This is a genomic window from Paenibacillus sp. CAU 1782, from assembly GCF_054551715.1.
In genome coordinates, this window is sequence record NZ_JBTOLL010000015.1 from 72,835 (window position 1) to 85,634 (window position 12,800).

At 38.3% G+C, this 12,800-nt stretch carries 20 protein-coding genes; all 20 read left to right on the top strand.

The window, feature by feature from the left end; all coding sequences use genetic code 11:
- Positions 1 to 42 precede the first annotated feature (42 nt).
- The 20 genes from ACX93W_RS21770 to ACX93W_RS21865 all read left to right on the top strand — a co-directional run bounded on the left by ACX93W_RS21770 (position 43) and on the right by ACX93W_RS21865 (position 12,643).
- Complete coding sequence (locus tag ACX93W_RS21770; RefSeq protein WP_459394472.1) at positions 43 to 681, top strand: histidine phosphatase family protein; 639 nt, start codon at positions 43 to 45, stop codon at positions 679 to 681.
- 15 nt (positions 682 to 696) lie between these two features.
- The gene (locus tag ACX93W_RS21775) at positions 697 to 801 is read left to right on the top strand and encodes a phosphotransferase-like protein (protein WP_459394473.1); all 105 of its coding nucleotides are present in this window, start codon (positions 697 to 699) and stop codon (positions 799 to 801) included.
- Positions 802 to 999: 198 nt separating this feature from the next.
- Positions 1,000 to 1,680: a hypothetical protein gene (locus tag ACX93W_RS21780; protein WP_459394474.1), complete on the top strand. Its 681-nt coding sequence runs from the start codon at positions 1,000 to 1,002 to the stop codon at positions 1,678 to 1,680.
- A 54-nt stretch (positions 1,681 to 1,734) separates the two neighbouring features.
- Positions 1,735 to 2,178, top strand: a complete 444-nt coding sequence (locus ACX93W_RS21785) for a GNAT family N-acetyltransferase (protein ID WP_459394475.1) — start codon at positions 1,735 to 1,737, stop codon at positions 2,176 to 2,178.
- A 37-nt stretch (positions 2,179 to 2,215) separates the two neighbouring features.
- The gene (locus ACX93W_RS21790) at positions 2,216 to 2,701 is read left to right on the top strand and encodes a GNAT family N-acetyltransferase (RefSeq protein ID WP_459394476.1); all 486 of its coding nucleotides are present in this window, start codon (positions 2,216 to 2,218) and stop codon (positions 2,699 to 2,701) included.
- 70 nt (positions 2,702 to 2,771) lie between these two features.
- Positions 2,772 to 3,089 (top strand): hypothetical protein, encoded by a 318-nt coding sequence (locus tag ACX93W_RS21795; protein WP_459394477.1) that lies wholly within the window; start codon positions 2,772 to 2,774, stop codon positions 3,087 to 3,089.
- A gap of 103 nt (positions 3,090 to 3,192) precedes the next feature.
- Positions 3,193 to 3,888, top strand: a complete 696-nt coding sequence (locus ACX93W_RS21800; RefSeq protein ID WP_459394478.1) for a hypothetical protein — start codon at positions 3,193 to 3,195, stop codon at positions 3,886 to 3,888.
- 34 nt (positions 3,889 to 3,922) lie between these two features.
- Complete coding sequence (locus tag ACX93W_RS21805) at positions 3,923 to 4,537, top strand: hypothetical protein (protein ID WP_459394479.1); 615 nt, start codon at positions 3,923 to 3,925, stop codon at positions 4,535 to 4,537.
- A 196-nt stretch (positions 4,538 to 4,733) separates the two neighbouring features.
- Entirely contained in the window at positions 4,734 to 5,231 is a 498-nt protein-coding gene (locus tag ACX93W_RS21810; RefSeq protein WP_459394480.1) for a hypothetical protein, read from the top strand.
- Complete coding sequence (locus tag ACX93W_RS21815; RefSeq protein ID WP_459394481.1) at positions 5,197 to 5,679, top strand: hypothetical protein; 483 nt, start codon at positions 5,197 to 5,199, stop codon at positions 5,677 to 5,679. Before ACX93W_RS21810 ends, ACX93W_RS21815 begins: the two co-directional genes overlap by 35 nt.
- Before the next feature lie 16 nt (positions 5,680 to 5,695).
- Entirely contained in the window at positions 5,696 to 6,298 is a 603-nt protein-coding gene (locus tag ACX93W_RS21820) for a hypothetical protein (protein ID WP_459394482.1), read from the top strand.
- The gene (locus ACX93W_RS21825) at positions 6,295 to 6,921 is read left to right on the top strand and encodes a hypothetical protein (RefSeq protein WP_459394483.1); all 627 of its coding nucleotides are present in this window, start codon (positions 6,295 to 6,297) and stop codon (positions 6,919 to 6,921) included. The genes ACX93W_RS21820 and ACX93W_RS21825 overlap by 4 nt, the downstream gene beginning before the upstream one ends.
- A gap of 120 nt (positions 6,922 to 7,041) precedes the next feature.
- Positions 7,042 to 7,428: a VOC family protein gene (locus ACX93W_RS21830; RefSeq protein ID WP_459394484.1), complete on the top strand. Its 387-nt coding sequence runs from the start codon at positions 7,042 to 7,044 to the stop codon at positions 7,426 to 7,428.
- Between the two features lie 84 nt (positions 7,429 to 7,512).
- On the top strand, positions 7,513 to 7,824 hold the full coding sequence (locus tag ACX93W_RS21835) for an SDR family NAD(P)-dependent oxidoreductase (protein ID WP_459394485.1): 312 nt from the start codon (positions 7,513 to 7,515) through the stop codon (positions 7,822 to 7,824).
- Between the two features lie 544 nt (positions 7,825 to 8,368).
- Entirely contained in the window at positions 8,369 to 8,986 is a 618-nt protein-coding gene (locus ACX93W_RS21840; protein WP_459394486.1) for a M24 family metallopeptidase, read from the top strand.
- Positions 8,987 to 9,081: 95 nt separating this feature from the next.
- Positions 9,082 to 9,618, top strand: a complete 537-nt coding sequence (locus tag ACX93W_RS21845) for a GNAT family N-acetyltransferase (protein WP_459394487.1) — start codon at positions 9,082 to 9,084, stop codon at positions 9,616 to 9,618.
- Positions 9,619 to 9,679: 61 nt separating this feature from the next.
- Positions 9,680 to 10,303, top strand: a complete 624-nt coding sequence (locus ACX93W_RS21850; RefSeq protein WP_459394488.1) for an SMI1/KNR4 family protein — start codon at positions 9,680 to 9,682, stop codon at positions 10,301 to 10,303.
- Between the two features lie 52 nt (positions 10,304 to 10,355).
- On the top strand, positions 10,356 to 10,811 hold the full coding sequence (locus ACX93W_RS21855) for an SLATT domain-containing protein (protein ID WP_459394489.1): 456 nt from the start codon (positions 10,356 to 10,358) through the stop codon (positions 10,809 to 10,811).
- Between the two features lie 239 nt (positions 10,812 to 11,050).
- The gene (locus ACX93W_RS21860) at positions 11,051 to 12,049 is read left to right on the top strand and encodes an aminoglycoside phosphotransferase family protein (RefSeq protein ID WP_459394490.1); all 999 of its coding nucleotides are present in this window, start codon (positions 11,051 to 11,053) and stop codon (positions 12,047 to 12,049) included.
- Between the two features lie 51 nt (positions 12,050 to 12,100).
- Complete coding sequence (locus tag ACX93W_RS21865) at positions 12,101 to 12,643, top strand: AAA family ATPase (protein ID WP_459394543.1); 543 nt, start codon at positions 12,101 to 12,103, stop codon at positions 12,641 to 12,643.
- Positions 12,644 to 12,800: the final 157 nt, after the last annotated feature.

Here is a 12,800-nt window from a genome sequence, read left to right on the forward strand (position 1 = left end):
TAATTAGCAACTCTATAAATCTGCATAAAGGAGCAAACAAAAATGATGAACGAAACAACTAGAATTTATGTAACAAGACACGGACAAACGGAATGGAACCTTGAGAAACGTTTCCAAGGTCACAATGACTCTCCCCTTACGGAGCTTGGCATTAAGCAAGCAACATGGTTAGGCGAATCACTTCAATATCAAAAGATTGATTTGATCTATACGAGTTCAAGCCAAAGAGCCGTCAAAACCGCAGAAATCATAAAGGGTGAGCGAAATATACCCATTGAAATATCAGAGGCATTCAAGGAGATAAATCTGGGAATTTGGGAAGGCATTACTCAAGAGGATGCAAAGAGCAATTTTGCTCATCAATTTGATAACTTCTGGAATGATCCGGAAGCTTTTCAAGTGGAAAATAGCGAGACGTTTCAACAAGTGTCGGACAGAGCGATTGGGAAACTGAATGAAATCATTCATCACAATAAGGGTAAGTCTATTTTGATCGTTACTCATACTGTGGTTATAAAAATGGTCATGGCTTATTTTGAACAGCGTGCAACAAAGAATATCTGGAACCCGCCGTACATCCACCCAACTTGTCTGTGTGAAATTGAAATTAATAACGACAATTCATCAATCGTGCAGCATGGTGACATGAGTCATTATAAGGGAGAAGTAGATGAGAGTTAGAGGAGGGGAAATCATATGAAGAAAGGAATCATTGTACTGTTGAACGGAACTTCAATTTCAGGGAAAACAAGTCTTTCGACTGAACTGATGAAGCAGGAAGAGATTCGTTTTTGTCATTAAATATCCGAATCTTGATCCACCAAGAAAAGCAGATGATCAGCTGGTTGCGGAAATACTGCTGGATCCCATAGCTTCAACGTATTATGCAACAGAAGTAATGAATCCAGTAGAATGCGCCGAAAAGATATTAGGTTTTATTCAGTGTAATGAGGACTATTCGGTATTTAAGAAATTAAGCAAAAGGAACGTTGAGTAGAAATGTTAAATAACATCATGAAAATCCTTTTTTATAGTTCGCCAAAAGTGTCTTTTTGTGATGGGGAGATTGATGAGTTCAATGCAATCTTCAATGCTGCGATAAACGGTGATGGTTTAATTGAATATACAAGTCATTTTCCTAAGCAACGATTTATTCAATATATCGCTAACAATAAGAACGTTTTATTGCATGGTTCAAACCAAAAAAGCATAACGGAGTTCGAACCAAGAAGGCAGACCTTGCATAACGGGAACTATGTAGATGCTGTTTTTGCGACAATGGATGGGATATGGCCCGTATTTTATTCCGTTTTAGATAAAGGCAAACTGGTAGGGAATATTAGAAATGGCTGTCTTGAAACGAGGAGCGGGAGAAAGTTTTACTTTTTTTCGATTACCAAAGAGACATACATAAGTGATCCTTGGACAAAAGGAATGATCTATTTCCTGCCCCGGGAAACGTTTGGAAGAGCAAGTAATGAAATTATTTCATTTGATGAATGGATCAGTGAACAACCTGTAAAACCAATGGCCAAAATAGAAGTTGAATGGGAAGATTTTTATTTTAGGGATAGGGTCGCGGTACATAACGTTAAAGAGTCGTTAATAAAAACATGGTTGCTCTATAAAATGAGAAATCGATTTTTGGCTTCTTCAAAGCGGACCGAAAACAGTAAATAACACTGTACCAATTGGCGCATCTACAAATCCGTATTTGAAAGCAGGTGTGTGGAAGTGACTGAAGCTAGATTAATTCATGTAGATGAGTTGGAAGATCTTTTAGTGCTTTATAAGTTTCTTCAACCAGATGACCCGGAATTGATCAGGAATCAAGATTTGTCTAATCGCTGGAATGAGATGTTAGATGATAAGAACATGAACATTATCGTTGTTGAACATGACGGTCTACTTGTTGCTTCTTGCGTGCTGGTCATTATTAAAAACCTGACGAGGAATGCAAGACCGTATGGATTAATAGAGAATGTAATCACACATAAGGACTATCGGAGACAAGGTTTTGGTCAATTGGCATTAGAAAAAGCCAAAGAGATTGGCCAAGAAATGAATTGTTATAAATTGATGTTAATGACGGGCTCTCAAAGAGAAGAAGTACATCATTTTTATGAAAGAGCAGGATTTATGAAAGGCAAAAAGACAGGATTTATAATAAACATGTAAAGGCACTTAAAACATGGAAATTTGAGGGATGAATAATATGACCCATCTGATAAGATTTGCGAAGGTCGACGATTACGAGGGAGTGGCTAAGCTTGTTGCGCAGTTACATCAACTGCATGTATTAGCACGGCCGGATATATACTCCTCTTTTGATAACCCTATGGGGAGCGGATATTTTAGGAAGCTTTTGAAGGAAGAACAGTCAGCCGTTATCGTTGCTGAGGATAGAGCGGGAAATGTTATACAAGCGTATGTAGTGATTAGAATCGTCGAAGCAGCGTCCCGTCCCATTTTTAAACCTAGAAAATATATATTCATCGATGATTTCTGCGTGGAAGAGAATCAAAGAGGAACCGGAATAGGTACAAAACTATTTGAATTTCTTACCGGATATGCCAAAGAGATTTCTGCCACTAATATTGAATTAGGCGTGGACGAATTTAATAGCGGCGCTATCGAATTTTATGAGTCGTTAGGTATGAAGACTAGAAGCAGGCGAATGGAATACAGAATTGAAGAATGAACTTGAGTACATTCGAAAGAAGTCACAACATCCGATGCGGACGATAGATGCAAGGAGGGGGAACTACACTATGGGAGAAGATACCAGGTCAAGGCCAAGGCTTTTAAGCTGGAAATTTGATGATGAAGTTGAAACGGAGCATCCAAAAGAATGGAATTGGATAGAGATTACGATGTATTTCACGGATGGTTCAAAAAGATGGAGTATTTTGTATACACCGGAACGATTGCTAAACAATTTGTCCAGACCAAATATTGATCCGCCTGGTCTTCATATGCAACAGCTTATTGTGGTCAGAAGTTATGAAGTGAGTGACATTGACCGCGTATTAAGAGTATTTGATGAAGAAGATCAATTGATGGATGCTTCGAGATTGTATATGGAGTGATTAAACTAAGCGACAACATTATCTAAGATAATAGTCATGCGCGGTCATTCGTCTTGGGTTTAACGAGAACTGGATATCGTTAACTTTTGAAGGAAGTGCTTATATGAGATTAAAAGAGATTGATTTGGACTTGCCTTATGTTGGAGTTAGTGCTGAGGACTATAGACTGAATTGGATGAGTAAACGAATGACGTTTAGAAATGAGTGTCGCCATGTAGCAGCTATGGCAGAAAGGTATCTTAAGGAGCATCGATATAAGACTCCATTTTCTTGGAAATTAATGATTTCTTGTTACTCGGATCTTAACAAATCACAACGCAAGTTTGTTAAATCGGAAGTGTACGAAGTTAAAATGAAGTTTGATATTATCGAGTATTTTAGTTTGCCCCCTGAAGAAAAGAAGTGGATGATTTTTAATGTATTAAAAGAAGGGGTCTTTGAAATGATTGAAGAAGAAGGCTGGAACAGAGAACATTTTGTAGATGTGTTCTTAAGAATGGAAAACGAAGGGCTTAAAAATACCTATCAGCCATTGAAGCCCTTATATAATTCAAAGCGTAACTTGAAAGTCGCCATTGTATGTGATCATGAAATCAATGAAATTAGTATGCATCTATGTGTAAGTGATAAAAACGGAAAAGAAATTGAAAGAAAACTTGTAGTCAGTGAAATTCCAAATGAATGGAATTTTCATATTCATCTAGGTAAATTGCAATGGACCTCTGAAAATGAAGTAGCATTGATCAATAAAAATGGAATAGTTGTGGGTACGGTGCAAGCAACGACAAGCATCAGCTAAAGCAGTATATGACAGAACTATTTTAGGAGACCAAATGATGAAAATTAATTTTAGAAATTCGTTTGTAGCTACTATAGCCATTATCGGGCTGTTGTTAACGATACTATGGCGAGTAGGGCTGCTTGGTTTATGGACTGAAGGAATGGGATTTATAACGAATAACACAACGGACTACAGCGATAAGAATGGATATACTATTCAAGAGAGCTATACAGTTTCGATAGATCTATCGGATTTAGAAAGTAATATCGGCAAAGTATTGTACGATGACGGTAAGCATAACGTTTATGTAGCCTGGGTAAATCATTCCGGTAATATAAAATCAGGTGCATATAGCATTGGATTTCGATCAATCGGGGATTATTCCCTATCGGGTGCTACGCTTATTTCAGGATTGCATCATAAAACATTAGGTGAACATTCATTTACTACGGAAATGTCAGCATCAATGACAGCCGAATATAAATCAAAGAGCTACTCCAGCTCCCACACTGGGCTAAGCGGAATAAATTACAGGGACGGGGATGATTTTTCATTTGATATTTTTCCTTTATCGGCTTATGAATCAAATGAAGTGACGGTAAATGAAACAGGAATCGTACATCTGACAGTCACCAATCTTTATAAGAATATATGGAGTGAAAATTGAAGTTAGTAACGTATGGGGACAGAATAATGCGAAAGGGTGATGACTTGAATAAAAAAGCGGCCGCTCTTTTTCTACTTATTATTCTAATGGGTTGCGGGTCTTCTTCAGATGAATATTGTGATGATTTTAATTTTGTGTTTTCGTATGGCGTAATGAAAAAGAATGTACTGATTACTTTGATTTGAAGAGGGAAAAGATGAGAGTTATTCCTAAGTCTAAATTATGGTCTATTCGCCTAGGAACCCGGTTTGCGAAAATCAGCGCAGTGGTTTCTTTATTGGGTGCCGTGTTAATCGCAATCTCTATCCATGGGTATACCAACATTTTGCCGGCTGCCGTTGCTATTCTAATTGTTGGTATCGCGCTATTTTCGATAAGTATTATACGGGCGAATGCAATCATTAATGTAGTCCAAACAGGTCAAGTGGCAAGAGGAGCATTCAAAGAGTACAGGAATTCTTTTATGATCTACAATGATCGAGCATTAATGTTTTTGATATATACCTATTTTGATAATAGGAAAAAGAAAGAGATATCTGTGCTTTCACCAGGCACAAAGGCGCTAAATGAAGCCACTGTTATCTATAACGGAGACAAGAGTGTAGTGCTTGAATATTTACCAGGGAAGCTTCAGTTGAATGAAGTGACAGGAGAGGAACATGGCGATGACAAGCCAGCTATCGGTGGTATGTAAGAGCAGTAAGTTTGTAGACGCTGAGCATTTGACTATTTTGGTGAACGGAGAGCCATTGGATCAACTGCTATATACCTTCTATTCTAATGACTATTTGTTGGGATTAATACCAACGATAGCGGATTGGATTAGCTTGGAGGAAGAAGCAAATCTGGTAGAGATTATCTATAAATCACAGGATAAATTGAAGATTATGCCTATTTTGATGTGTCCCGATGATTGCGATTTATACTGTACGATTATCGTTGCAGAAGTAGAAACGACGCAGGATTGCATCTTATGGAGACGTATTGGTCTAGACAGAAGCAACCCTAGAGATGTTATAGATAGAAAACAATACCTTGGTGAGAACATTGAATGGATGGCAGCCATACCTATGTTTTCTTTTGAACATAAGGAGTACTTAGCCTTGGAGCAGATCTATAAAAGAAGTGACTTTAGAGAATGATGGGGATGTCGAGAGAATGCCTTATACAAAGCCAGTTATTACTGATCCTTATTACGACTGCCCGGTTTGGATTGAAAACGAGATTGAACGTAAACCATTCATTTGTTTAACTGCCGATAGCAGTGAGCATGATGTTGAGCTGTTTTTATTGCATTTGTTTGGATATAGCGATATTGATGTCAGCCAAACCATGAAGGCTTCATTTGATGAGATTTTACAAGAAGATGAAAAAGCTATTTCAGGTGGTGTTGCATTTTATAGGGATGAACATAGATATATTTTGCCAAGCTGCTGCTGTGGATTAGAGGAGCTGATAGAAATCTGCGCTTCGGTTAAGGAGAAAAAAAGCCCATGGTTGGGCCATGATCCTTGGCCGGGTATCACGTACCACGATGGTTATGCAAGAGTTTGGTCAGATGATCCTGACAAAGAGAGCACGGAACACTTTTATGTGGACTTCACTTATAACGAGCTGGAGGAAAGTTTGGAAAAAACAAAGGGAGAGTTGGTAGGCTTTATTGAAGGGCCGCTTTTTCATTGGGTTTTCAAAAGAGATGCGGAGCTTGCCAGACAATTCAAACTGAAGATGTATATGTGGTTTTTGAAGGGAGAGAAATGATGAAAACTCTATATAGGCCGGTTGGACTAACAGAGATGAAATTGATTTTGGACCTGGATCTTAAGGCGTTTCCTCCACGGTTACCTGAACAACCGATATTCTATCCCGTCTTGAATAAACAATATGCCGATCAGATCGCAAGGGATTGGAATACCAAAGATAAGTTTTCGGGATTTGTTGGTTTTGTCACTGAGTTTAAAGTAGATAGTCCGTATATTGATCAATATGAAGAACAAATTGTTGGGGCAAAGTCCCATGAAGAATTGTGGATTCCATCTGAAGACCTCGAAGAAATGAATGCCAATATAGTTGGTCGAATAAAGGTGATTAATGTTTTTTATGGCTCTGGCTATGAGGGGGTATCTTCGGAATTAACATTTTTTGAAGGAAAATCACTACGTGACCAACTTAGAAAATGGTGCGAAATTTATGAATACAACCCGATGGATTTTTTCTGCGAAATTCGAGAACATTGGAAGTATATTTTTGTGAACTATAGGTATTGGATAGAGGTGGATTCCTCACAAATTGGAGTAAGTGAAGAATTGAAAGAAGAGGCTTTAGTAAAAATGAAAGCATATTGGAATGATCATTTCCCGGGAATTTCATTAGTTGAACAATAGGGATTAGGAAAACTCGCCAGTTGACCGGATACTTTGATTTCCGAAACTGGAGGAGTTGGATCGGAGAAGTTATTAAAACACTCCTTATCAAAACATCATAATGAAAGAAGACTGATAATTATGAAATTTACCGGGATATGTTTAATTACGGATGACGTAATCAGCTTGATGGAATTTTATAAAAAAATCCTGCAAGTCGAGGCTGTTGGAGATGAGGTAGCAGCACGTTTGCGTGTTAACGGAGAATATCATCTAGATATCTGTTCAAAACAAGGGATGGAGAACTTGGCGCCTGGAAGCACAAATGGAATTGGTCATGGTGGATGCACGATTGAAATAGAGGTTGCAAATGTCGACGAAGAATATGCACGATTGAAGAATCTTGATGTGAAATTCATTAAACTACCAGAGACTTACCCCTGGGGAAGACGATCATTATGGATGCAGGATACGGATGGCAATATCGTAAATATCTATACAACCGTAAGTCCAGGAATAACTGAATGAGTAGATGGTACCTTGGATCATCTGCACCTAAGTTCCATCTGAATTCAACAGATCGTTATTTTCTCTTAAAAAGGAGAATATAATTTGAAATATTTTATTGTTACTGGAGCATCTCGAGGAATTGGTGAGGTATTATCCCAAAAGCTATTAGTTGAGAATCATCATTTGATATGTATTTCAAGACATCAAAACTCACCTTTGATCACAACGGCGAATACAGAAAATATCCCATTAGATTATTTGGAGTTCGATTTAAACAATGTTCATGAAATCGATGATTTAATGAAAACAATTTTCGGAAAAATTGATGAGCTTAAAGCAGAGTCAATTTATTTAATTAATAATGCTGCCGTTGTTTCACGCGTTGAAAATTTTATTCAAGCCAAAGCCAGATAAAAGAGCTTTTGGCCTGTCAGAAAATAAACAGTATAAGCTTAGGGGAGAAAATATAAGGGCGTAGAAAGATGTAAATGTCAATATAAGGCTAGGAGATGGAAAACTGACTGAGAGGTGGGAGGGACATTAGAAACAATAGAGATAGTAGAAATAGTACTCTGCCAATGGCGAGTATTACAGGATTGATTTTTTTCGCTATAACAGTTGCGGTTCACTTATGTTATAGATTTATTAGATCTTCAGATGTAGGAATTGGCATACTGTTGTCTCTTGCTAATGCATTATTATTAACTTTCACTTTGTTATGGGGAGTAATAGGTGTACTGGAGTTCAAAAAAATAAGAGTATCTTTTAAAAGGATAAAAAGTCAGTTTAATGAGGATAGAATTACGGAAGATGAATTTTTGACTACCTCAAGAAGAAATAATGCTTATTTCGCGATTAATATTTGTTACTTAGTCGCAGTTTTATGTCAGTTAGTATATGTCATTTATAACTGGGATGAAGTAAATATTTAAATTTCATATGTAAAGGGTGAACGGATATGAATGCACAAGAAATTGCAATTCGGGCATGCCAAGAGTCTAAACCATTTTTAGTTCCCGGTATATCCGAAAAAGCTTTTTCGAATAAATGTGAAGAAGTGATGTATTCGTTAGGGGCCGAGGGACTGTGGTATCCCATGTTGGTGAATTTTAATAAAAATTCCATTTACTGCACGCAGGGTGCTCATTTACCTTCAGACGAAGTTATACTTCAGGATTCCGATATCGTTCTTATCGATTTTAGCCCCATGTTAAAGGGCAGATGGGGAGATTACTCCGAAACCATTGTTGTTGGTCATGACCAAATGTTCAATAAGTTGGTTGAGGATGCAAAATATTTATTTGAACAGACATATAGCTATGCAAAAGAATGTAGAACAGTCGGAGAACTGTTTCAATATTGTAATGAAATCATACAAAAAAGTGAATATAAATTGCTTGATCCATATGGGAATATTGGACATTCGATAGAAGATTACAATAATCATGATAAACGGATATTTATAAGTCCCGAAAATTTCGATGTGCCGTTAAAGGGAAGAAGATGGGCAATTGAACCTCATATAGGTATCGAAGAATTTGGGGCTAAATTTGAGAACGTCATTACTATTGAATAATAATGGATACAAACATTGTAAAAATCATTGGAATTAATGCTAGAATAAGGTATTGATTAGAGGGCATAACACAGGAACAGAAAGGACAACGAGATATGATTACTCTTCGACATTTTGAACCAGAGGATTTTGATCAACTTATGGAATGGAGCGGCGATGAGGAGTATTTGCTCCAATGGGCAGGACCGCAATTTCATTTTCCACTTTCAAAAGATCAACTATCTAGTTATCTGAATGCTGCAAATGATAAGAACACCTCGACCAAGTTCATTTTCAAGGTAATTGATGAATCTCTTAATGAGGTTGTTGGACATATTTCTCTAGGCGGCATCGATAAATACAATCGTTCGGGTCGTATTGGAAAGGTGCTCGTAGGCAATCAATATCAAGGCAAGGGCTATGGAACGCAAATGATCAATGAAATGCTTAGAATCGGCTTTGAAGAGCATCAGTTGCATCGAATTAGTTTAGGTGTGTTTGATTTTAACCTCTCGGCTGTCAGGTGTTATGAAAAATGCGGATTTGTTAAAGAAGGACTTATTAGAGATGCTAGAAGATATAAAGATACGTTTTGGAATTTAATCGAGATGGGCATCTTGGAAGATGAATGGAAGAGAATACAAGCAGATTGATTGAGGTCTGTTCAGCTTAGTTCGTACCAAGAAATATAAAGATTAGAGGCGAGGGACTGCAATGGATTGGCAACAAGAGCGACAATACGTTAAAGAGAAGATCAACCGCTTTATCAGCAGCGTTCCTTCAAGCTTTAGAGTTGGAGAATCCAAACGAATCCATCAGCTAGCGTTTGAAGATTCAGGTGTTCCTGCCGACATGGAAAATAGTGAACCGGATCATGAAGGCTATGTTGAATGGAAATTGCTCCCGTCAACCCTGGTGCTTGGCGATCTTGAAGTGCTAGAGGAGAAATACGGCTTTCAATGGCCTTCCCTCTATAAAGCCTTCCTGACGACCTATTTTCATCTGATCAACGAGGTGCGTGGTCCGGATTATTCTGTCTTGTTGCCGGAGCAGCCATCCGATAAACCATTATACGAGATTGAATACATGTTGCGTTCCTGGGAACAGCTTTTGGCTTTCGGTTATATTCCATTTAGCTTGTACAATGATGGATGGGGTCCGATTTGTTTTGATACGGTGAGCTGTGGAGTAGAGGCAGATTACCCTATTGTCTGGTTTGATCATGAGGAGATATTTGCTCTTGAGCATGATGCGCTAAGCCGGGCAGCATTAGAGCCTCTGGCTAAAAAATTGCAGCCGAACTTTCGGGCGTTTATCGATCGTGTGTTTTCTCGTTAGTGAAAAATACATACAACAATTCACCACAAAATAAGGTGATGGGGGTTACATCATGGAAGCCGTTGATAAAATTCAAAAGATCGAAATAGACATAAATGAAAAGATAAAAAATATAAGGCCTAAGTTTGTGAAAACGCGCCTAAAAGCTCGAGTATGGAAGATACTGATTATTTCATTGGGTATTATTACAACCATTATCTTGGGAATAAAAGAGATATCGTGGGGAAGTACCGTAGGATTTATTTTGTCGGCGCTTCTTACCGGGGCTACTGCAATTGAAAGCTTATTTAACCATGCTTCCAAATCTGTTCAGGAGCACGAATATTATGTTAAATTAACAGATTTGAAACAGGATATCGAATTTTATAAAGAAGGCAAGGCTTTAGAGGAGTATCAGTTATCAGATGCAAAAGCTTTTTTTGAGGACTTCAGGAAAATAAGAAGTGAATTTCATAATTTTAGAGTGGAAACGGTAAAAGCGTCTTATGACAGTAACAAGAGTAGATGAGCGGAAAAATCATTTATAAAAAAATCAAACGTTCAAACCGTAAGTAAAATGTTATAAAATAGATATAAGATATCCCAATTTGGTTGGATTAGAAGAATTCGATAAACTTACCCCGCACAACTATAAAACGTACGGTCGGATAACATGGTAAGAAGACTTCAAGAGAGAGACCGCGTGCTCTCTCTTTTTTTTGCACTTGAAAGCTGATTGGAACAAAAACTTAAAAAAGGGCCGATAAAATGAATCATTCATACAATCTGCAATTTGAAAAGCTATGTGAAACATTGGCATTTGGTGAATTAGTTAAAGCTCCTGTGTCACTATCAGGCGGTTTGTTGCATCGGATGTTTGCGATGGAAACCTCAACGGGCAAATATGCGGTGAAAGCTCTGAATCCGCAAATTATGGCGAGGCCAACCGCATTTCATAATTTTATCAAATCAGAGAAAATAGCTGTCATTGCATCTGATCGAATACCTGCTCAACCGGCGAAAATAACTAAAGGGTCTTTTTTGCATCATATCGACGGTCAGTTTTATCTGGTTTTTGACTGGATAGAAGGAGACAGCTTAAAGGCACAAGAGATTACGTTGGATCATTGCAAAAGGATAGGCGGTATTCTTGCTGGCATCCACCACACCGATTTTTCTGGAATAGGAAGGGATCAAGAATCTTCTAACGGAATAACAGAGATTGATTGGCGGTGGTATTTAAAGAAAGGTCGAGAAAGCAATTCAGCTTGGGTGAAGCTTTTATCGGATAACATCCAACAGTTGTATCTATGGAATAGCGAGGCGAAGGAGTCATCTGAGCTGCTAGCGGGAGAAAGTGTTTTAAGCCATAGAGACTTGGAACCCAAAAATGTGATGTGGAGTCAAGACGGCCCTATACTAATCGATTGGGAATCGGCAGGAGAAATCAATCCAAAACATGACTTAATTGAAACAGCAATTTATTGGTCCATAAACGAAAATGGTCAGATTGAGAAAGAAAGTTTTTTAGCTTTTATTGGCGGATATCAAGAACGCTATGGGAAGGTCCGCGCAAACTGGAGAAAGGTTCTGGAGCTTGGCTACTGGAGCAAGTTGGGATGGTTGGAATATAGTTTTAAACGGTCATTGCGGATTGAATGTACAGACGAAAAAGAGGAAGCAATGGGAACGGAACAGGTTATAGGGACGATTCATGCGCTTAAAGATTATGAAGGAATGGTTTCAGAAATTGAAAGCTGGTTATAATTGCTGGGGAATGCGACTAATCAGCCGCTGAGAGGTGATGAAGTGATTATTATGATTAACGGGGCTTTTGGTTCCGGGAAAACGTCCGCAGCCCAAATGCTCCAGCCCCTGATACGTAACAGTATGATATACGATCCTGAAGAAATCGGCTATATGATTCGAAATTTGATTCCGGAAGCCGTGAGGGAAGAGGAAGAACGGACGGATGATTTTCAAGATATTGAGCTGTGGAGAATTCTGACCGTCAAAACCGCAAGAGAAGTAAAGCGGAAGTATAATAAACACATGATCGTACCCATGACAATCTACAAAGAAGAGAATTTCCACTATATCTATAACGGGCTAAAAGAAATTGATGATGACATCCATCATTTTAGTTTAATTGCATCGGAGGAGACCATCTACGCCAGATTAGCAAAACGAGGCGATGTATTTGGGGGCTGGCAGTACCAGCAAGCTCAAAAATGTGTACGGGCGTTAAAGGAGGATAAGTTTCAGCGCCATATTGCAACGGATCTCCTGGATACAAGTGATGTCGTAGCCATCATACTGGAACACATAAATAAAGATGGACTATCGCAGACGCAGTCATAATGGAGGTGCAGTTTTAGTTGAACATGGAGTCGCTATTTGAACAATCGCCGGAGCATAAGGCTTTATTTGAATCAATTCGAAGCTTTTGTCTTTCTTTGCCTGGAACAAGTGAACGCGTTAGCCATGGAGCGCCAACCTTTTTTGTCAATCAAAAGCT